Raw genomic sequence first — 19920 nt, forward strand, 5'->3', positions numbered from 1 at the left:
TTATTAGATGAAAATTCACTGCTCTTCTTGCATAATAAAACTATCATGAAAGCTAATAGCCATTAATGGCCAGTGCTTCTTATAGAAATATATAGCCAGGCCGCTTTTCATAGAGATGAATTATTTTTGAGATTGGTGGGGTCATATAATGCTGAGTGGAAAGAAAATATTATTATGCGTAACCGGCGGAATTGCTGTTTATAAAGCTGCAGCCTTAACGAGCAAGCTTACGCAGGCCGGAGCGCATGTGAAAGTTATCCTAAGTGAATCGGCCGCAAAATTTGTTGCACCATTAACTTTTCAGGCTCTTTCAAGACATGATGTTTACACCGACACTTTCGATGAAAAAGATTCGAAGGTTATTGCTCATATAGACCTGGCTGATTGGGCCGACTTGATCCTCGTTGCTCCGGCTACAGCAAACGTAATCGGAAAGCTGGCCAATGGGATTGCAGACAATATGATTACAACAACCCTTTTGGCGGCATCATCACCGATCTGGATTGCGCCTGCAATGAATGTACATATGTACAGCCATCCGGCTGTCCAGAAAAATATTGAAACCTTATATCGTTTTGGCTGCAGATTTATAGAGCCTTCAGAAGGGTATCTTGCATGCGGCTATGTTGGAAAAGGAAGACTGGAAGAACCAGAGAAAATTACAGAAACAATTGGTGAATTTTTTAAGTCTTCCAGATTGGATCTAACTGGACGGAAATTGGTCATAACTGCCGGTCCAACTAGGGAAAAAATTGATCCTGTCCGTTATATTACCAACCATTCTTCGGGCAAAATGGGTTATGCAATTGCGGAAGCAGCTGTATCTGCAGGAGCTGAAGTTGTATTGATATCCGGTCCGGTTACAATTAATGCTCCTGCCGGCTTAAAACTGATAAGGGTAGAATCTGCCGAGGAAATGTATCAAGCAGCAATAAGCGAATTTGATCTTGCAGATGTTGTCATTAAGACCGCTGCAGTCTCCGATTATCGTCCAAAGGTGCCTTCTGACCAAAAAATGAAAAAACAGCCTGGGGATGAAGTACTGGAGCTTGAAAGAACAAAAGATATATTATTCGAACTGGGACAAAAAAAGAAGAAGCAAATCCTTATAGGGTTTGCGGCTGAAACCGAACAGGTTGATGAGTATGCACAGGGCAAGCTAAAAAGGAAAAATGCCGATATGATTGTTGCCAATAATGTAACTGCTGAAGGCGCAGGCTTTGGAACGGATACTAACATAGTGACATTTTTCAAAAAAGATGGGTCTTTAGAAAAGCTCCCCCTTATGTCAAAAAAGGATGTAGCTGTAAAAATTCTTGAAGAAGCTGCGACCTTGCTAAAGGATGAGCATGAATGAATATTGCTAGTGTAATTGTCGATGTACCTGCCAAACAGACTGACCGGGCATTTGACTACAAAATACCCTCTCATCTGAAAGGTATCATTCTCCCCGGCATGAGGGTTGTCGTTCCATTTGGACCAAGAAAGATCCAGGGGTTTGTAACAGCATTAAAAGCAGAGTCGGATTTTCAGCAGTTAAAATCCATTTCAGAGCCAATGGACTTAAATCCAGTTCTTAACCAGGAGCTTTTGACACTTGGTGAATGGCTGACTGAAAAAACATTATGCTACAAAATTTCTGCCTTTCAGGCTATGCTGCCTGCAGCATTGAAGGCAAAATATGAAAAGAAGCTTGTAATGGCAAGGAATGCAGATTGTAAACTGCTTCCTGAAAAATTATGTACTCTCTTCCAGAAAACTGAAGAAATTACATGGGATGATGCAGTAAAGAGCGGAGCTTTGCCGCTTCTTCAAAAGGAAGCATCCCATGGAAATATCGAGATTATATACCAAGTAAAAGAGCGGGTGAAAAAGAAGAAAGTAAGGCAGGTATTCGCGGCTGCTGCCCCTAATAAGCTTGCTGATTACCTTAAGCAGCTTCCAGGCAACGCAACCAAACAGAAAGAAGTACTTGAGTATTTTCTTCATGCGGAGGGACCGGTCGATCAGAAAGAGTTATTTTCCTTGCTTGGAATAACCTCTTCCACCATAAAAGGGCTCATGCAAAAAGGGCTGCTTGGCCAAAGGGACGTGGAAATTTACCGAAACCCATTTGGAGACCGCGAATTCGAAAGAACTGAACCGCTTTCTTTGACCGATGGACAGAGAAAGGCCATAATCCCCATCCTTAATTCTATTGAAGATAACAGGCATGAAACTTTTTTGCTTTATGGGGTAACAGGAAGCGGAAAAACTGAGGTGTATCTGCAATCCATTCAGCGAGTGCTGGAGGATGGCAAAGAAGCCATTGTCCTTGTTCCTGAGATTTCCTTAACTCCGCAGATGGTCAAACGCTTTAAGGGAAGGTTTGGCAATCAGGTTGCCGTCATGCACAGCGGCCTTTCAGCGGGGGAAAAGTATGATGAATGGAGAAAGATTCAGCGGAAGGAAGTCAAGGTTGTTGTCGGAGCGCGATCGGCTATCTTTGCCCCTTTTGAAAACCTCGGAATCATTATCATTGATGAGGAGCACGAAACCAGCTATAAGCAGGAAGAAAACCCAAGATACCATGCAAGGGATGTCGCCATCAAGAGAGCGGGAAATCATAAATGTCCTGTGGTGCTTGGCAGTGCAACTCCCTCCTTGGAATCTTTTGCGCGAGCACATAAAGGAGTTTACCATCTCCTCACTCTCGAAAATAGAATGAACAATCAGGCTCTTCCTTCCGTTGATATCATTGATATGCGGGAAGAGCTGCGTGAAGGAAACCGCTCGATGTTCTCAAGAAAGCTTCTCGAAAAAATTAAAGACCGACTTGAAAAAAAAGAGCAGATTGTATTATTTCTAAATAAAAGAGGGCATTCCTCATTTGTTATGTGCAGGGACTGCGGGTATGTTATTAATTGTCCTCATTGTGATATATCTTTGACTTATCATCAGTATAACCAGCAAATGAAATGCCATTATTGCGGCTATGAGGCACCCGTTCCGAATGCTTGCCCGGAATGTGAAAGTGAGCATATCCGCTATTTCGGAACCGGCACCCAGAAAGTGGAAGAGGAATTGGCAAAAATTCTGCCGGAAGCGAAGGTAATCCGTATGGATGTCGATACAACCAGCAGGAAAGGTGCACATGAAAAGCTCCTGGATCAATTCCAGGAAGGGCATGCAGATATTCTTCTTGGGACTCAGATGATTGCTAAAGGCCTTGATTTCCCCAATATTACATTAGTAGGCGTACTCTCGGCAGACACGATGCTGCACCTGCCTGATTTCCGCTCTTCTGAAAAAACCTTTCAGCTCTTGACTCAGGTAAGCGGGCGTGCTGGAAGGCATGAATTGGAGGGTGAGGTAATTATTCAGACCTACACTCCTGAACATTATAGTATTGAACTGGCGGGGGAGCAGGATTACGATAAATTTTATGAAAGAGAAATGATGGTCCGCAAAATTCATAGATATCCCCCTTTCTACTATATATCCCTTGTCACCGTCAGCCACGAGGAATTAATGAAGGCTGTTTCGGTAACTGAGAAGATCACGCAGTACATTCAGTCAAAATTATCTGCAGAGAGCATAGTCCTTGGTCCAGTTGCATCGCCGATACCGCGGATCAATAATAGATATCGGTATCAATGTCTGATAAAATACAAGCGGGAGCCGGAACTTTGCCAAGCGCTGAAGAAAATTCTGAATAATTATCAGCAGGATATGGCCACTGGGGGCCTTTACGTCTCCATTGACCTGAATCCATATATTTTAATGTAGTTTCTTAAAGCCTTAATAAGATTTTAATGTTTGAATTTTGAGAAGTGCTGTCCTCGCAAGGAACGCTTCGACAGCTTCATATCGCACGACTGGGCGTCAGATTTTTTGAAGGAGCGGCTCAAGAACTTCCGCTTTTGTGGTTATGAATAAATCCGAATTGGTTGAAAATAGATAAAAATGGAGGAAATGTTTTGGCGGTAAAAAAAATTGTAACTTATCCGGCTGAGATTCTGGAGGCAGAATGCGAACCCGTTAAGGTGTTTGATAAGAAGCTGGGCAAATTGTTAAATGATATGTATGATACGATGATCGAATTCGATGGTGTCGGGCTTGCTGCTCCACAAATCGGAATTAGCAGGCAAATTGCCATTGTTGATATAGATGATGATTTCGGAACAATTGAAATGATTAATCCGCAAATCCTTGAAATAAATGGGGAACAGACAGGCCCTGAAGGGTGTTTGAGTTTTCCTGGGTTATATGGTGAAGTAACAAGGCCTGAATATGTCAAAATCAAGGCGCAGGATCGCAAAGGGAAATATTTCACACTCGAGGCTGAGGATTTCCTGGCAAGAGCGATCCTCCATGAAATTGATCATTTAAATGGGGTGCTATTTACCTCAAAAGTTACAAGATACTTGAACGAAGAAGAGTTGGAAGGATTGGAAGCTGAATGACAAAAATCGTATTTATGGGCACACCCGATTTTTCAGTGCCTGTACTGAAGCAAATAATAAAGGACGGATATGAAGTAATCGGAGTGGTTACTCAGCCTGACAGGCCCGTTGGAAGGAAAAAGGTCCATACTCCCCCGCCTGTAAAAGTTGAAGCAGTAAAACTGGGAATCCCTGTGTATCAGCCCGAAAAAATCCGCAAGCCAGAAGAGCTGGAGAAAGTTCTTGCTCTTAAGCCTGATCTGGTTGTTACAGCTGCGTTTGGGCAAATTTTGCCGAAGGAGCTTTTGGATGCACCCAAGTTCGGCTGCATTAATGTACATGCATCATTGCTTCCTGAATTGCGAGGCGGTGCACCCATTCACTACTCCATTCTGCAGGGGAAAGAAAAAACAGGAATCACCATTATGTATATGGCTGAGAAGCTTGATGCCGGTGATATTTTAACACAAGTGGAAGTGCCGATTACGGAAAAAGATACAGTTGGCACTCTTCACGATAAACTTAGCGCTGCAGGGTCAAAACTTTTATCTGAAACCCTGCCAATGCTCCTGAATGGTGAACTCACTCCCATCAGGCAAAATGATGAAGAAGCCACTTTTGCTTATAATATTAAAAGAGAACAGGAAAAAATCGACTGGGGCAAAACTGGAGAAGAAATCTATAACCACATTAGAGGGTTAAACCCATGGCCGGTTGCTTATACCACTTTTGACGGCAAAGTGATTAAAATCTGGAACTCGGAGAAGGTTAAATCTGCTGAAAGCATAAAACCGGGAACAATTATCAGGCTTGAGGAAGATGGAATCGTTGTGGCAGCAGGGAATGAGACATCCATTAAAATTACTGAGCTGCAGCCTTCCGGTAAGAAAAAGATGCCAGCAGAACAATTTTTAAGAGGCTCAGGGTCCCATCTAACTGCCGGCGGCCGTTTCGGAGACACCGAATGAAAAAGCTAAAAAAGAAAAATGTAAGAGAAACTGCACTGGAACTTCTTGAAGCCATTGAAAAAAATCAGTCCTACAGCAATCTTTTACTGAATAACGCCATAAAAAAGAACGAAATAGACCAGAAGGATATCGGGCTTCTTACGGAGTTGACTTATGGTACCCTTCAGCGCCGGATGACACTCGATTTTTACCTGCAGCCGTTTCTGGCAGGCAATAAAAAAATTGAAAGCTGGGTAAACCAGCTCTTAAGACTTACTCTGTATCAGATGGTTTATCTTGATAAAATTCCCGACCGCGCAGCTATTTTCGAGGCAGTAGAAATAGCAAAACGTTGGGGGCATAAAGGGATTTCCGGCATGGTCAACGGCGTGCTCAGGAATATTCAAAGGAAGGGACTTCCTGATCTTGAACAAATTGAAGACAGTGTTGAGCGTCTTTCCATTGAGACCAGCCATCCCGAGTGGCTGGTAAAAAGATGGGCCGATCAGCTTGGGTTTGAAGAAACTAAGAAAATGTGTGAAATAAATTTGACTGCTCCACTGCAGACTGCAAGGGTAAATGAGGTAAAGGCTTCCAGGGAAGAATGCCTGTTACTTCTAAAGGAAGAAGGATTTGAAGTGGAACCAAGTCCGTTTATACCAATTGCCATTAAATGTTTAAGAGGTAACCTGGCCAATTCCCGTGCCTTCAAAGATGGCCTGATTACGATTCAGGACGAAAGCTCCATGCTTGCTGCTTATGCCCTTGGAGGAAACAAGAATGAAAAGATCCTGGATGCCTGCGCAGCTCCCGGAGGAAAAACCACTCATATAGCAGAAAAACTGCAAAATACCGGACAGGTCATTTCATTGGATCTTCACGAACATAAAGTAAAGCTGATTAATGATAATGCCGATAGACTGGGACTATCAAATATTAAAACAAATGCCCTTGACAGCAGAAAAGTCCAGGAGCATTATGAAAAAGAATCTTTTGACCGCATTTTAGTGGATGCCCCATGTTCAGGCCTTGGAGTTATGAGAAGAAAGCCGGATATGAAATACACAAAAAAAGAAGATGATTTATATCATCTCCATAAGATTCAAAGAAATCTGTTGAATGCCGTTTCACCTTTGCTGAAAAAAGGTGGTATTCTAGTTTATAGTACGTGTACAGTGGACAAGGAAGAAAATCAGCATGTTGTCCAGTCATTTTTAAAGGAAAATGCGGAATTTGAGGGGGACGTATCTGTTCGTGAGCGAATGCCTAACCCAATTGCTCCGTTTATAGAGAGTTTTGAACTGCAGATATTACCGCAGGATATTGGTTCGGACGGGTTTTATATTGCCTGTCTGAGAAAGAAGGTGCAATAAATGGAACAAACAGCAGCAGAGAAAATAACAGCAGCCGAACAAAAACCATCCATTTATACTTTACAGCTGCTTGAGCTGAAGGATTGGCTTAAAGAAAATAATGAGAAAGCTTTCAGGGCTGAGCAAATTTTTGATTGGCTATACACAAAAAGAGTCACATCATTTGAGGATATGACGAACCTGTCAAAAGGGTTAAGAGATACGTTATCAGCAAATTTTTCGCTGACAACTCTTAAAACGATCATTCAGCAGGAGTCAGCTGATGGGACAATAAAGTTTTTATTTGAACTTCATGATGGCTATTCAATTGAAACGGTACTGATGAGGCATGACTATGGTAATTCGGTATGTGTAACTACTCAGGTTGGCTGCCGAATCGGCTGTACATTCTGTGCTTCAACTTTAGGCGGATTAAAACGCAATCTTGAAGCAGGAGAAATCGTTGCTCAGGTCGTAAAAGTACAACAGGCACTAGATGAGACAGATGAACGGGTCAGCTCGGTTGTTATTATGGGAATTGGTGAGCCATTTGATAATTATGACAGTATGCTGTCATTCCTGAAAATTATCAACCATGATAAAGGGCTGAATATCGGTGCACGCCATATCACTGTTTCGACAAGTGGAATCATCCCAAAAATCTATAAATTTGCAGATGAAAATATGCAGATCAATTTCGCGATTTCATTACATGCTCCAAACACCGAAATCAGAAGCCGCCTAATGCCAATCAATAGAGCTTATAAGCTGCCGGACCTTATGGATTCAATCAGGTATTATATAAATAAGACAGGCAGACGGGTGAGTTTCGAATATGGGTTATTCGGAGGGGTCAACGACCAGGTGGAACATGCTGAAGAGCTGGCGAAGTTAATAAAAAATGTAAAGTGCCATGTTAACCTGATTCCAGTAAACTATGTGCCTGAACGAGATTATGTAAGGACACCAAAGGATCAAATTTTTGCTTTTGAAAAGACACTGAAGAACCACGGCATTAATGTAACCATTCGCAGGGAGCACGGTCATGATATAGATGCAGCATGCGGACAACTTCGTGCAAAGGAGCGAAAAGAGGAGACGAGGTGACAGAATGAAAGCTGTTTTTATGACAGATCAAGGCAAAGTCAGGCAGCATAATGAAGATAATGGCGGCATCTATGTGAACAGCAAGGGGCAGCGCCTTGCCATCGTAGCAGATGGCATGGGCGGCCACCGGGCTGGCGATGTGGCAAGCGAAATGACATTAACAAGTTTAAAAGGATTCTGGGATGAGACAGATGACTTTCAGACTGCCGAAGAGGCGGAGGGATGGCTGCTGAAGCATATTGCAGAGGTCAACACCATTCTTTATGAACATTCGAAAGAAAATGAACAATGTGAAGGCATGGGAACAACTGTTGTTGCTGCAATATGTACAGATCGTTTTGCCACGATTGCCAATATCGGTGACAGCAGATGTTATATCTTGAATGAATCGGGTTTTCAGCAGCTGACGGAGGACCATTCCCTGGTGAATGAGCTTGTAAGGTCCGGGCAGATTACGAAGGAGGATGCTGAGCATCATCCAAGAAAAAACGTGCTCCTCCGGGCATTGGGGACTGAAGCAGCGGTTGAGATGGATATCAAGACCATTATTTTTGAAGAAGGCGACTTATTATTATTATGCTCCGACGGATTGTCCAACAAGGTACCTGTGGCTGAAATGAGTGAAATCCTCAAAAGTGGACGTACTCTTGAGGAAAAAGCCGCAGTGCTGATTGATCAGGCCAATGATAATGGCGGCGAAGACAATATTACGCTCGTGATTGCTGAGTATGATGAAAGCAATGAGAGCGGGATGATAAATGATGATTAAGGGAAGAAGATTAAGCGGCCGCTATAAGATTCTTGATATGATTGGCGGAGGAGGCATGGCAAATGTCTACCTTGCCCATGACATGATTCTGGATCGCGATGTTGCCGTGAAAGTGCTTCGGATGGACTTTGCCGAAGATGAAGAATTTATCCGCCGTTTTCATCGTGAAGCCCAGTCTGCTACCAGCTTAGCCCACCCGAACATCGTCAATATCTATGATGTTGGCGAGGAGGATTCAATCTATTATATTGTGATGGAATATGTAGATGGACAAACCTTAAAGCAATACATACAGCAAAACAGCCCGATTCGTATAGATGATGCGCTGGAAATTATGAAACAGCTGACCTCTGCCATATCTCATGCACATCAAAACCATATTATACACCGGGATATTAAACCGCATAATATTTTGATAGATAGGCATGGTAATGTTAAGATTACTGATTTTGGAATTGCCATGGCATTAAGTGCAACCAGTATAACCCAGACCAATTCTGTGTTAGGCTCTGTTCATTATCTTTCTCCGGAACAGGCCAGGGGGGGAATGGCCAACAGAAAATCTGATATCTATTCCCTTGGCATTGTTATGTTTGAGCTTTTAACAGGCAGGCTTCCGTTCTCAGGTGAATCCGCTGTATCAATAGCTCTCAAACATCTGCAGTCAGAGACGCCTTCCCTTAAGAGATGGAATCCCTCCATACCGCAAAGTGTTGAAAATATCGTTTTAAAAGCGACAGCTAAAGATCCTTTTCACAGGTATGATTCCGTTGAAGAAATGGAAGAGGATATCAGAACAGCTCTTGAACCCGAAAGGCTTCATGAAGAAAAGTTTATGGTCCCGATTGACGATGATGCTACAAAGGCTATCCCTGTTATTACAGATGACCGCCCATATCAAAGCATGGACGAAACACTTGTGCATGCAAAGGATCCAAAGGGAGACACGCAGCCTGTGGCAAAACCTCTCCCTGAAAAGAAGAAGAAGGAAAAAAAGAAGAAAAAGAAAAAAAAGAAATGGCCAATTATTCTAGTGTCAGTCTTTTTGTTTATGGCTGTATTAGGCGTGCTGGCCATAACTGTGTTCCCCGATCTTATTGAGCCAAAGGATGTCCAGGTTCCTGACGTGTCCGGTAAAGAGGTGGAAGATGCAGTAGCAGAGCTTATTGCCGCAGGGTTTACGGTTAGGGATACAAAGCCGATAAGTGACCCTGATGTGGAAGAAGGTCTGGTGGTTAAAACCGATCCGAAAGCAGGCAGAACCGTCAAAGAAGGAACTTCCATTGATATCTATGAAAGCACTGGCAAAGAAAAATTTGAATTAGCCGATTACCAGGGAAGGCAATATGATGATGTAGTCCGATTGCTTGAAAGCAAAAATTTTAAAAGCATTGAAAAAACAGAAGAAAATAATGAGAGTGAGCCACCTGGGACCATCCTGGACCAAAACTTCTCAGAAGGCGACCTTATCGTTCCTGATGATACGGAATTGATTTTCACTGTAAGCAAAGGCCCTGCGCCAATTGCCTTAAAAGATCTGCGCGGTTATAACGAAAAGGGTCTGCAGGAGTATGAAGAATCGTCCGGATTGAAAGTAGAGTATGGTGAAGAAGAATATCATGAGGAAGTCCCTGAAGGACTAGTCATCAAACAGGACCCGGCACCAGGCACAAACCTGACAAGGGGACAGAAAGTGACAGTGATTCTTTCAAAAGGGAAAAAAGAACTTCTTCCTAAAACTGAAAATATTGAGATCAGCGTTCCATATGAGCCTGCAGCCGAAGGTGAGCCAAATGAAGTTCAGATTATAATCAAGGATATGAATAATCCTGGCTCTGAACCAGTTCATACGGAGCTGATTTATGAAGATACTGTAATACCAATTGATATTACGATTGCTCCTGGACAGAATGCTACTTATAAGGTTCTGCGGGATGGACAGGTTTTTGAGGAAAAGGAAATCCCTTATCCGGAAGAAGAATCATAAGCAAGGAGTGTTGCTATGCCTGAGGGCAAAATTATTAAAGCCTTAGCCGGGTTTTATTATGTTTTAAGCGGAAATGAAACCATTCAGTGCCGAGGCCGCGGAGTTTTCCGGAAAAATAAGGTTAACCCGCTAGTCGGTGATGAAGTTGTGTTTCAGGCAGAAAGTATTACAGAAGGATACATCTTAGAGGTAAAAGAACGGAAAAATGAGCTGATACGTCCCCCGATTGCAAATGTTGATCAGGCCATTCTTGTATTTTCAGCTGTTGAACCAGGCTTCAGCACCTCTTTATTAGATCGTTTCCTGGTGCTGGTTGAATTCAATTATATAAAGCCAATCATCTGCATTACTAAAATAGACCTGACAGACGAGGATGAGTATAAGGAAATTCAGCAATATGCATCAGATTACCGCAAAGCCGGCTATGATGTTTTGCTGACCTCCTCGGAAACAGAAGAAGGTGTTAAAGAATTAATGCCATATCTGGAAGGCGAGATATCCGTTTTTGCAGGACAGTCAGGTGTGGGGAAATCTTCTTTGTTAAATGTTTTAAGACCAGACTTGGAGCTGAAAACAAATGATATTTCTTCACATTTGGGCAGAGGAAAGCATACAACCAGGCATGTAGAGCTGATAGAGGTTGGAAAAGGGCTTGTTGCTGATACACCGGGATTCAGCTCCCTTGAATTTACAGATATCGAATTGGAAGATCTAAATTATTGCTTTCCAGAAATTCAGGAGAAAAGCGATCTATGCAAATTTAGAGGCTGTCTGCATATGGCAGAGCCGAAATGCGCTGTAAAGGCCGCCAGTGAAAACGGTGAAATTCCTTCCTATAGATATGAGCACTACAAAACCTTTCTGCAGGAAATAAAAGATAGAAAGCCGAGGTATTAATTCATGATAAAAATTGCACCTTCTATTTTATCGGCAGACTTTTCTAAATTGGGAGAAGAGATTAAAGATGTAGAGATCGGCGGCGCTGATTATATTCATGTTGATGTAATGGACGGCCATTTTGTACCGAATATTACAATTGGCCCTTTAATTGTTGATGCAATCCGTCCTGTAACAAAGCTGCCCCTGGATGTTCATTTGATGATAGAAAATCCAGATAACTACATTGAGGCATTTGCTAATGCGGGGGCAGATTATATCACTGTACATGCAGAAGCTTGCAAACACCTTCACAGAACAATTCATTTAATTAAATCTTTTGGCGTCAAGGCAGGTGTGGTTCTTAACCCGGCTACACCAGTTAATATGATAGAGCATGTTATTGATGATATTGATATGGTATTGCTTATGTCTGTTAATCCTGGTTTTGGAGGACAAAAATTCATCCATGGGGTTCTTCCTAAGATTGAGGCCGTTAAGAAAATGGCTGACGCAAAAGGTCTAAATATTGAAATTGAAGTGGACGGCGGAGTGAATGAAGAAACAGCACAATTGTGCATTGAAGCTGGAGCCAATGTGCTTGTTGCCGGGTCGGCAATTTATAATCAGAAAGACAGAGCCGGGGCGATTGCTGCTTTAAAAGGTTCAAAATAAAAAAGGGCCAGCTGGAATACAGCTGGCTTTTTATAATTTAAGATATGATAGGAGCAATGTGAAATGATTATAAATATTTTAGCTGGCGGCCCTGAGGATTTGCTGCCTGAACTGTCTTCGTTCAGTGTTGCTTGTGACTTCTGGATCGGAGTAGATAGAGGAGTGCTTACTCTTATTCAAAATGGCATACAGCCGAAAATGGCATTTGGCGATTTTGATTCTGTGTCAAATGAAGAACTATTAACTATTGAAGAAAATGTAAAAGAGCTGAACAGATTCATGCCGGAGAAAGACGAAACCGACATGGAGCTTGCCCTGAATTGGGCACTGGGCCAAAATCCTGAAAAAATCCGTTTGTTTGGCGCCACAGGGGGCCGGCTTGACCACTTATTTGCAAATATTCAGCTGTTAATAAAGCCTGTACTTGCAGAAAACTTTGTTCCTGTCGAAATTATTGACCAAAAAAATAAGATTTATATTAAGGGTCCAGGTGAATATAGCATAAAGCAAAATCCATATTTCAAATACATTTCTTTTGTCCCTATCACGATGGAAATTAAAGGCCTCACTTTAAGAAATTTCAAGTATCCGCTCACATATCGGACCGTCCCTGCAGGTTCTACTCTTTGTATCAGCAATGAACTTATTGATGATTGTGGTACTTTTTCTTTTACTGAAGGCATATTAATGGTTGTAAGAAGCAAGGATTAAGTGCCGGGCCAGTGCTGCCCTGCAAGGTTCTGGGAAGCTGGATATGAGTCTTGGCATGAATTGCTTTCTGATCATTTTTTTTTAATCATGAGTACTCATCTTTCATTATTTGAATAAGATGGTAAAGACGATTTAAGGACAGAATGGATGCGTAGATTGTGAGGAGGGACACGAGTAATGAGATTTTATACAATCAAACTTCCTAAATTTTTAGGGGGCATTGTGCGTGCCATGTTAGGGACCTTCAAAAAAGGGTAAACGCCCATAAATGAAAAAGAAAATAGCATCAAAAAACTGGGCACCTCTATGGGGTGCTTTTATTTTTTGACTGAATGGGGGAGAATGATAGTGGATTATAAAAAGGGCAAATAAAAAGGACATCCTAAAAGGATGTCCCTGAGCAGATTAAACGCGCTCAACTTTACCTGATTTAAGTGCTCTTGCAGAAACCCAAACACGTTTAGGTTTACCGTCTACAAGAATACGTACCTTTTGAAGGTTAGCACCCCAAGTACGCTTGTTAGCGTTCATTGCGTGAGAACGTGCGTTACCTGAAGTTGTTTTTTTACCAGTTACAACACATTTGCGTGGCATGTATGTTTCCCTCCTTACTAAAAGCATAAGCTGAAACTATTTTTCAATGCTTTCATTTGCAATAGTCAGATTCATCCATCTGAATTAATGTGGAATTCCTTTTCGGATTTCGACATTAAAAGATACTTTAATAATTTATCATACAACCCTTCTGATTGCAATAGTTTGCTTTCAAGAAAATTTCCTTGACATAGGGGCATGGAACATGAGCTATAATAGAGATGGGGAAGTATGACTTTCAATATTACAGCCCATATAGTAAAATATCATAAGGTATGCATAAAGCTTTGGAGTTAGTAACGCTGCCCAGCTGAAAAGGATGCATTAATCCTATAACAGCAAGCTTGCCTCCATATTACAATTAATGGGGAACGCCAGCGCTTCCGTTAAGCGGGAGTGCCTGAAGAAGCTTTTATTAAAAGCAATTTCCAAAGGGGGAACGAACCATGTCCATCGAATTAAAAACGAATTTCGGGCAAATTGATATCTCTAATGACGTAATTGCAACAATCGCAGGCGGAGCAGCAGTTGACTGCTACGGCATCGTAGGGATGGCCTCTAAAAATCAAATTAAAGATGGCCTTACAGATATACTTCGAAAAGAGAATTTTACTCGCGGTGTAATTGTCCGCCAGGAAGAAGATGAAGTACATATCGACATGTATATTATTGTAAGTTACGGAACGAAAATTTCCGAGGTTGCCCACAATGTGCAATCTAAAGTGAAATACACCCTTGATAAAACAGTTGGGCTAAGTACGGACTCGGTTAATATTTACGTTCAGGGAGTTCGTGTAACGAACCCGTAGTGAGGAGGAAAGACTTGTGTCAAAAAGAGATTTAGATGGGAAGCTTTTTGCCGAAATGGTCATACAAGGAGCGAACCATTTATCTGCTAATGCAAAATTAGTGGATGCGTTAAATGTTTTCCCTGTTCCTGATGGAGACACAGGAACAAATATGAATTTGTCAATGACTTCCGGTGCAAAGGAAGTAAAAGCTAATATTCAGGAACATATTGGTAAGGTGGGCTCTGCTCTTTCTAAAGGGTTGCTGATGGGGGCACGCGGGAACTCTGGAGTAATTCTCTCCCAGCTGTTCCGAGGGTTCTCAAAGCACATTGAACAGAAATCATCCATAAATGGCAAAGAGTTTGCTGATGCCTTGAATTCAGGTGTAGAGACTGCTTATAAAGCAGTGATGAAGCCTGTTGAAGGAACGATCTTAACCGTTGCGAAAGATTCCGCCAAAAAAGCGGTGCAGGCTGCAAAAAATGAAGATGATATCGTAGTGATTATGGAGGAAGTTTTAAAAGAAGCCCGGGCTTCTTTAAACCGTACTCCGGATCTTCTTCCAGTCTTAAAGGAGGTTGGGGTTGTAGACAGCGGCGGCCAGGGTCTTGTTTTTGTTTATGAAGGATTCCTTGCCGAGCTCAAGGGCGAAAAACTTCCTGATACACCAGCAGCCCTTCCAAAGATGGATGACCTGGTTAGCGCGGAACACCATAAAAATGTTCATAGTTTTATGAACACTGAAGATATTGAATTTGGTTATTGCACTGAGTTTATGGTAAAGTTCGAAGCTGAAAAGCTATCTGCCAATCCTTTTTCAGAAGACAAGTTCCGCCAGGACTTAAGCAAATATGGCGACTCACTTCTTGTGATTGCAGATGAACAGCTTGTTAAAGTACATATCCACTCTGAACAGCCTGGAGATTGCCTGACATACGGACAGCGCTATGGCAGCTTAGTCAATATGAAGATTGAAAACATGCGCCAGCAGCACACTAATTTGATCGAAGATGTCCCTACACCATTGGCAGCTGAAGCTAAGCCAAAGGAAAAGCAGGTGTACGGAATAGTGACAGTATCAATGGGCAGCGGTATTGCGGATCTTTTCCGAAGCATAGGTGCACATGCAGTCATTGAGGGCGGCCAGACGATGAATCCCAGTACGGAAGATATCGTAAAGGCCATCAAAGAAGTGAATGCCAAGAAAGTAATCATTTTGCCAAACAATAAGAATATCATCATGGCTGCACAGCAGGCTGCAGAAGTGACTGAAGAAGAAGCAGTGGTTGTTCCTTCCAAGACAGTTCCTCAGGGAATGGCAGCCCTGCTTGCTTTTAACCCAAGTGCCGGACTCGCGGAAAATGAAGAAGGAATGACAGGCGCCCTTCAGCATGTGAAGACTGGCCAAATTACATTTGCAGTCCGTGATACAAGCATCGATGGCCTTGAAATTGAAAAAGATGATTTCATGGGCATCGCAGATGGGAAAATTGTTGTCAAGAACAAGGATAGAGTGCAGGCTGCCAAAGATCTTCTCGATGGAATGATCGATGAAGACTCTGAGATCCTAACCGTATTAAAAGGTGAAGATGCGGCAGAAGAGGAAATGGAGGCACTTATCAGCTATATTGAAGATAAGTATGAAGATGTTGAAGTCGAAGTCCATGATGGCAAACAGCCGCTGTACTCTTTTATTTTCTCAATTGAATAACTAATAAACAAAGCGAGGGCCCAGCCTTCGCTTTTGCCATTTTAAACGTTTATATTTTAGCGAGCTTCGGAAAAATTTATTATTTGGTTAAAGATTACTTACTTGCCTATTTAAATGATAATGTGCTAGTTATAAAGCAGGCGCTGCATAAGCCTGCAGTTAAAAGTAATTGAGCAGGGAGGGGTGGCGGACTGCCTTGAGAAAATATATTTGGCAGCCGTTCAATAAACGTGAATCCAAATTATAATCAGTCTGTTACAGCTGTTAAAGGCATCGGAGAGGAAACAGCAGTATCACTTGCTGAAATGAACATAAATACTGTAAAAGATTTGCTTGAATATTTTCCATATAGATATGAGGATTACAGGCTCAAGGACCTGGAAGAGATTAAGCATGATGAAAGAGTAACTGTGGAAGGAAAGATCCACAGTGAACCTTCACTCGCCTATTATGGAAGGAAACGGTCCAGGCTGACTGTGAGAGTTCTTGCAGGCAGATATCTGATACAAGTGGTCATGTTTAATCAGCCATATATAAAGAACAAAATTACATTGAACGAAACTGTTACTGTGACAGGCAAATGGGACCAGCACCGCCAAATCATAACAGCCAATGAATTTAAAATAGGAAATGCCTCCAATAACAAAGATTTTGAGCCGGTTTATGCGGTGAAAGGAAGTATCACGGTCAAGGGAATCAGACGTTTTATAAAACTGGCTTTCTCACAGTATGGGAATGAGATATCAGAAACTTTGCCTGAAAAATATCTTTCGCAATATAGGCTTTTGAATAGGCGAGATGCTATGAGATCGCTCCATTTTCCTGCCAATGATCAGGAACTTAAACAGGGAAGACGGCGCTTTGTTTATGAAGAATTCTTCTATTTTCAATTAAAAATGCAGGCACTAAGAAAGATTGAAAGAGAGCAGTCTAAAGGGGTTGCGCAAGCTTATAATCTTTCGAGGCTTATAGAGTTTATAGACTCTCTGCCATTTGCCTTAACCAGTGCCCAGAAAAGGGTGGTTAATGAGATTCTGTCTGATATGAAATCGCCTTATCGGATGAACAGGCTATTACAGGGGGATGTTGGTTCCGGTAAAACGGCTGTTGCGGCGATCGCCCTATTTGCCAGCAGGACAGCAGATTTCCAGGGAGCATTAATGGTGCCGACCGAAATCCTTGCAGAGCAGCATGCGGAATCTTTAAAAACGATGCTTAAGCCATTTGGCTTACGATGTGAACTCCTGACAAGCTCCGTAAAGGGAAAGCGCAGAAGAGAAATTCTTCAGCATTTAAAGGATGGAGAAATTGATGTTCTTATAGGCACACATGCACTCATCCAGGAAGAAGTGGAATTTAATAAACTGGGGCTTGTTATTACTGATGAACAGCATAGATTTGGTGTCGGGCAGCGGCGCATCCTCAGGGAAAAAGGCGAGAGTCCGGATGTTCTGTTTATGACTGCCACGCCAATCCCGAGAACATTGGCCATTACTGTTTTTGGGGAAATGGATGTTTCCATCATAGATGAAATGCCGGCAGGGCGAAAAGCGATTGAAACTTATTGGGCAAAACCTGAAATGCTGGACAGAGTTCTTGGTTTTATGGAAAAGGAGCTTTCAGCAGGTCAGCAGGTATATGTGATCTGTCCCCTTATTGAGGAGTCAGATAAACTGGATGTTCAAAACGCTATAGATGTCCATGCAACATTGATGCATCATTTTCATGGCCGCTATGATGTCGGCCTCATGCACGGCAGGCTTCATCCAGATGAAAAGGAAAATGTTATGAAAGCTTTCAGCCGAAATGAAAAGCAGATTCTTGTTTCAACGACGGTTGTCGAGGTGGGTGTAAATGTTCCGAATGCAACGATGATGGTGATCTATGATGCGGAGCGCTTTGGACTTGCACAGCTTCATCAGTTGAGGGGCAGGGTAGGAAGAGGAGATAAACAATCTTATTGTGTGCTTCTGGCTGACCCGAAATCGGAAGTTGGAAAAGAACGCATGAAAATCATGACAGAAACCAATGATGGTTTTGCTCTAAGTGAAAAAGACCTTGAGCTGAGAGGTCCTGGAGACTTTTTCGGAAGAAAACAAAGCGGGTTTCCGGAATTTAAAGTCGCTGATATGGTCCATGATTACCGCGCGCTCGAAACCGCCAGAAACGATGCAGCTTCTCTTGTTGAATCACATGAATTTTGGCATTCAGATGAGTACCGGCCATTGAGAAATTATTTAAAGGAAACAGGAGTGCTGGAAGGGGAAAAACTGGACTAGGCACAAGGTAAACAAGCAGATTGCAGAAAAGTTCTTTCTTGCAATCTGCTTTTTTTGATTATATACTACTATTAGTACCTAGTCTTAATATCTCGGACGGTGGGATTTTTAATGAAAAGAAATAAAAAAGAACGCCAGAATTTATTAACGGACACAATAAAAGAAAATCCATTTGTCACGGACGAGGAACTTGCAGAAAAGTTCTCTGTCAGCGTCCAGACAATCAGGCTCGACCGCTTGGAATTATCTATTCCGGAATTGCGGGAGAGAATCAAGCATGTTGCTGAAAAAACTTTCGAGGATGAAGTCCGATCTTTACCCATAGAAGAAATAATCGGTGAAATAATAGATATAGAATTGGATAAAACGGCAATATCCATTTTCGATGTGAAAAATGAACATGTTTTCAAGCGGAATGGAATAGCCCGGGGTCATCACTTGTTTGCCCAGGCTAACTCACTGGCGGTTGCAGTAATAAATGATGAATTGGCATTGACAGCAAAAGCCAATATTCAATTTACAAGGCCAGTGCGATTAAGTGAACGTGTGATAGCAAAAGCCAAGGTTCTTACAATCGATATTGATAGCGGAAGGACGATTGTTGAAGTCAATAGCTTTGTAAATAATGAACAGGTATTTAAGGGCGAATTCGACATGTTCAGAAAAAAATAATCACTAAAGGATGAAACATCATGAAAATTTCCATAGACGCAATGGGGGGCGACAATGCCCCAAAGGAAATTGTCCTTGGCGCAATGAAAGCTGCCGCGGAGTTTAAGGATATACACATTACCCTTGTTGGCGATGAGTCAAAAATAAAGGAATACCTTACTTCAAACGAGCGTATTGAAATTTTACATACAGATGAAGTCATCTTGCCGGATGATGAACCAGTAAGGGCTGTGCGCAGAAAGAAAAATGCTTCAATGGTGCTTGCAGCACAGCTTGTCTCAGATGGTAAAGCGGATGCATGCATTTCCGCAGGAAACACGGGTGCTCTTATGGCTGCAGGCCTTTTTGTGGTAGGAAGGATAGAAGGCATTGAACGCCCGGCATTATCACCTACACTTCCAACGATAGGCGGGGAAGGGTTCCTTTTGCTGGATGTAGGTGCGAATGTAGACGCGAAACCTGAGCATCTTCTTCAATATGCGATTATGGGATCCATATATACAGAAAAGGTCCGGGGTGTCTCCAATCCGAGAGTGGGCCTTCTAAATATCGGAACTGAAGAGAAAAAAGGCAATGAGCTGGCGAAAAATACATTTGACCTTCTGAAGAATGCTGATATCCATTTTATCGGCAATGTGGAAGCGCGCGATTTGCTTGAAGGAGCTGCAGATGTTGTAGTGACAGATGGCTTTACCGGAAATATGGTGCTAAAGACAATTGAGGGTACTGCTCTATCTGTATTTAAAATGCTAAAAACAGCTCTGACCAGCAGCTTTAAAACGAAATTGGCAGCAGCTGCCTTAAAGCCTGACTTATACCAGCTTAAATCCAAGATGGATTATTCGGAATACGGCGGTGCTGGATTATTCGGATTAAAGGCGCCGGTTATTAAGGCTCATGGTTCCTCAGATGCAACAGCTTTATTCAGTGCAGTCAGACAGACCAGGAATATGGTAGAAAACAATGTCGCTCAAACGATTAAGGAAGCAGTTGAAAAAGAAGCAGAAAAATCAGCCATTAAATAA

General features: G+C 42.2%; 18 protein-coding genes. 17 read left to right on the plus strand and 1 reads right to left on the minus strand.

Annotated elements, in window-relative coordinates; translation table 11 throughout:
* Positions 1 to 148 precede the first annotated feature (148 nt).
* The 12 genes from coaBC to spoVM all read left to right on the plus strand — a co-directional run bounded on the left by coaBC (position 149) and on the right by spoVM (position 13106).
* Complete coding sequence (gene coaBC / locus ACEQ1T_RS02530) at positions 149 to 1357, plus strand: bifunctional phosphopantothenoylcysteine decarboxylase/phosphopantothenate--cysteine ligase CoaBC (RefSeq protein WP_206836243.1); 1209 nt, start codon at positions 149 to 151, stop codon at positions 1355 to 1357.
* Positions 1354 to 3768: a primosomal protein N' gene (gene priA, locus ACEQ1T_RS02535; protein WP_370221618.1), complete on the plus strand. Its 2415-nt coding sequence runs from the start codon at positions 1354 to 1356 to the stop codon at positions 3766 to 3768. The genes coaBC and priA overlap by 4 nt, the downstream gene beginning before the upstream one ends.
* Positions 3769 to 3959: 191 nt before the next feature.
* Complete coding sequence (gene def, locus ACEQ1T_RS02540; RefSeq protein ID WP_206836249.1) at positions 3960 to 4445, plus strand: peptide deformylase; 486 nt, start codon at positions 3960 to 3962, stop codon at positions 4443 to 4445.
* Entirely contained in the window at positions 4442 to 5392 is a 951-nt protein-coding gene (gene fmt / locus ACEQ1T_RS02545) for a methionyl-tRNA formyltransferase (protein WP_370221619.1), read from the plus strand. The genes def and fmt overlap by 4 nt, the downstream gene beginning before the upstream one ends.
* Positions 5389 to 6744, plus strand: coding sequence for a 16S rRNA (cytosine(967)-C(5))-methyltransferase RsmB (gene rsmB, locus ACEQ1T_RS02550; protein ID WP_370221620.1), 1356 nt, complete (start codon positions 5389 to 5391; stop codon positions 6742 to 6744). Before fmt ends, rsmB begins: the two co-directional genes overlap by 4 nt.
* Positions 6745 to 7830 carry a 23S rRNA (adenine(2503)-C(2))-methyltransferase RlmN gene (gene rlmN / locus ACEQ1T_RS02555; protein ID WP_206836258.1) on the plus strand — a complete coding sequence of 362 codons (1086 nt, stop codon included), beginning with the start codon at positions 6745 to 6747 and terminating at the stop codon, positions 7828 to 7830.
* 4 nt (positions 7831 to 7834) lie between these two features.
* The gene (locus tag ACEQ1T_RS02560; protein WP_206836263.1) at positions 7835 to 8599 is read left to right on the plus strand and encodes a Stp1/IreP family PP2C-type Ser/Thr phosphatase; all 765 of its coding nucleotides are present in this window, start codon (positions 7835 to 7837) and stop codon (positions 8597 to 8599) included.
* On the plus strand, positions 8592 to 10586 hold the full coding sequence (pknB, locus tag ACEQ1T_RS02565) for a Stk1 family PASTA domain-containing Ser/Thr kinase (protein ID WP_370221632.1): 1995 nt from the start codon (positions 8592 to 8594) through the stop codon (positions 10584 to 10586). Before ACEQ1T_RS02560 ends, pknB begins: the two co-directional genes overlap by 8 nt.
* Before the next feature lie 15 nt (positions 10587 to 10601).
* Positions 10602 to 11483, plus strand: a complete 882-nt coding sequence (gene rsgA, locus ACEQ1T_RS02570; RefSeq protein WP_206836265.1) for a ribosome small subunit-dependent GTPase A — start codon at positions 10602 to 10604, stop codon at positions 11481 to 11483.
* Between the two features lie 3 nt (positions 11484 to 11486).
* Entirely contained in the window at positions 11487 to 12137 is a 651-nt protein-coding gene (gene rpe / locus ACEQ1T_RS02575; RefSeq protein WP_206836268.1) for a ribulose-phosphate 3-epimerase, read from the plus strand.
* A gap of 63 nt (positions 12138 to 12200) precedes the next feature.
* Entirely contained in the window at positions 12201 to 12848 is a 648-nt protein-coding gene (locus ACEQ1T_RS02580) for a thiamine diphosphokinase (RefSeq protein WP_370221621.1), read from the plus strand.
* A gap of 177 nt (positions 12849 to 13025) precedes the next feature.
* Complete coding sequence (gene spoVM, locus ACEQ1T_RS02585) at positions 13026 to 13106, plus strand: stage V sporulation protein SpoVM (RefSeq protein ID WP_019381739.1); 81 nt, start codon at positions 13026 to 13028, stop codon at positions 13104 to 13106.
* 147 nt (positions 13107 to 13253) lie between these two features.
* On the opposite strand, the gene rpmB is transcribed toward spoVM, so the two are convergent.
* Complete coding sequence (gene rpmB / locus ACEQ1T_RS02590) at positions 13254 to 13442, minus strand: 50S ribosomal protein L28 (RefSeq protein ID WP_019381740.1); 189 nt, start codon at positions 13440 to 13442, stop codon at positions 13254 to 13256.
* A gap of 446 nt (positions 13443 to 13888) precedes the next feature.
* Between rpmB and ACEQ1T_RS02595 the strand changes: the two genes are divergently transcribed.
* From ACEQ1T_RS02595 to plsX, 5 genes are all read left to right on the plus strand, one after another.
* The gene (locus ACEQ1T_RS02595) at positions 13889 to 14251 is read left to right on the plus strand and encodes an Asp23/Gls24 family envelope stress response protein (protein ID WP_009330806.1); all 363 of its coding nucleotides are present in this window, start codon (positions 13889 to 13891) and stop codon (positions 14249 to 14251) included.
* A gap of 16 nt (positions 14252 to 14267) precedes the next feature.
* Positions 14268 to 15944 carry a DAK2 domain-containing protein gene (locus ACEQ1T_RS02600; protein ID WP_370221622.1) on the plus strand — a complete coding sequence of 559 codons (1677 nt, stop codon included), beginning with the start codon at positions 14268 to 14270 and terminating at the stop codon, positions 15942 to 15944.
* A gap of 230 nt (positions 15945 to 16174) precedes the next feature.
* A complete protein-coding gene (gene recG, locus ACEQ1T_RS02605) occupies positions 16175 to 18223 on the plus strand; it encodes an ATP-dependent DNA helicase RecG (RefSeq protein WP_370221623.1) in 2049 nt (682 codons plus the stop codon).
* A gap of 111 nt (positions 18224 to 18334) precedes the next feature.
* Positions 18335 to 18895: a transcription factor FapR gene (gene fapR / locus ACEQ1T_RS02610; RefSeq protein WP_206836280.1), complete on the plus strand. Its 561-nt coding sequence runs from the start codon at positions 18335 to 18337 to the stop codon at positions 18893 to 18895.
* A 20-nt stretch (positions 18896 to 18915) separates the two neighbouring features.
* Entirely contained in the window at positions 18916 to 19920 is a 1005-nt protein-coding gene (gene plsX, locus ACEQ1T_RS02615) for a phosphate acyltransferase PlsX (protein ID WP_206836283.1), read from the plus strand.

It is taken from the genome of Cytobacillus sp. (assembly GCF_964223445.1).
Lineage (GTDB): Bacteria > Bacillota > Bacilli > Bacillales > Cytobacillaceae > Cytobacillus.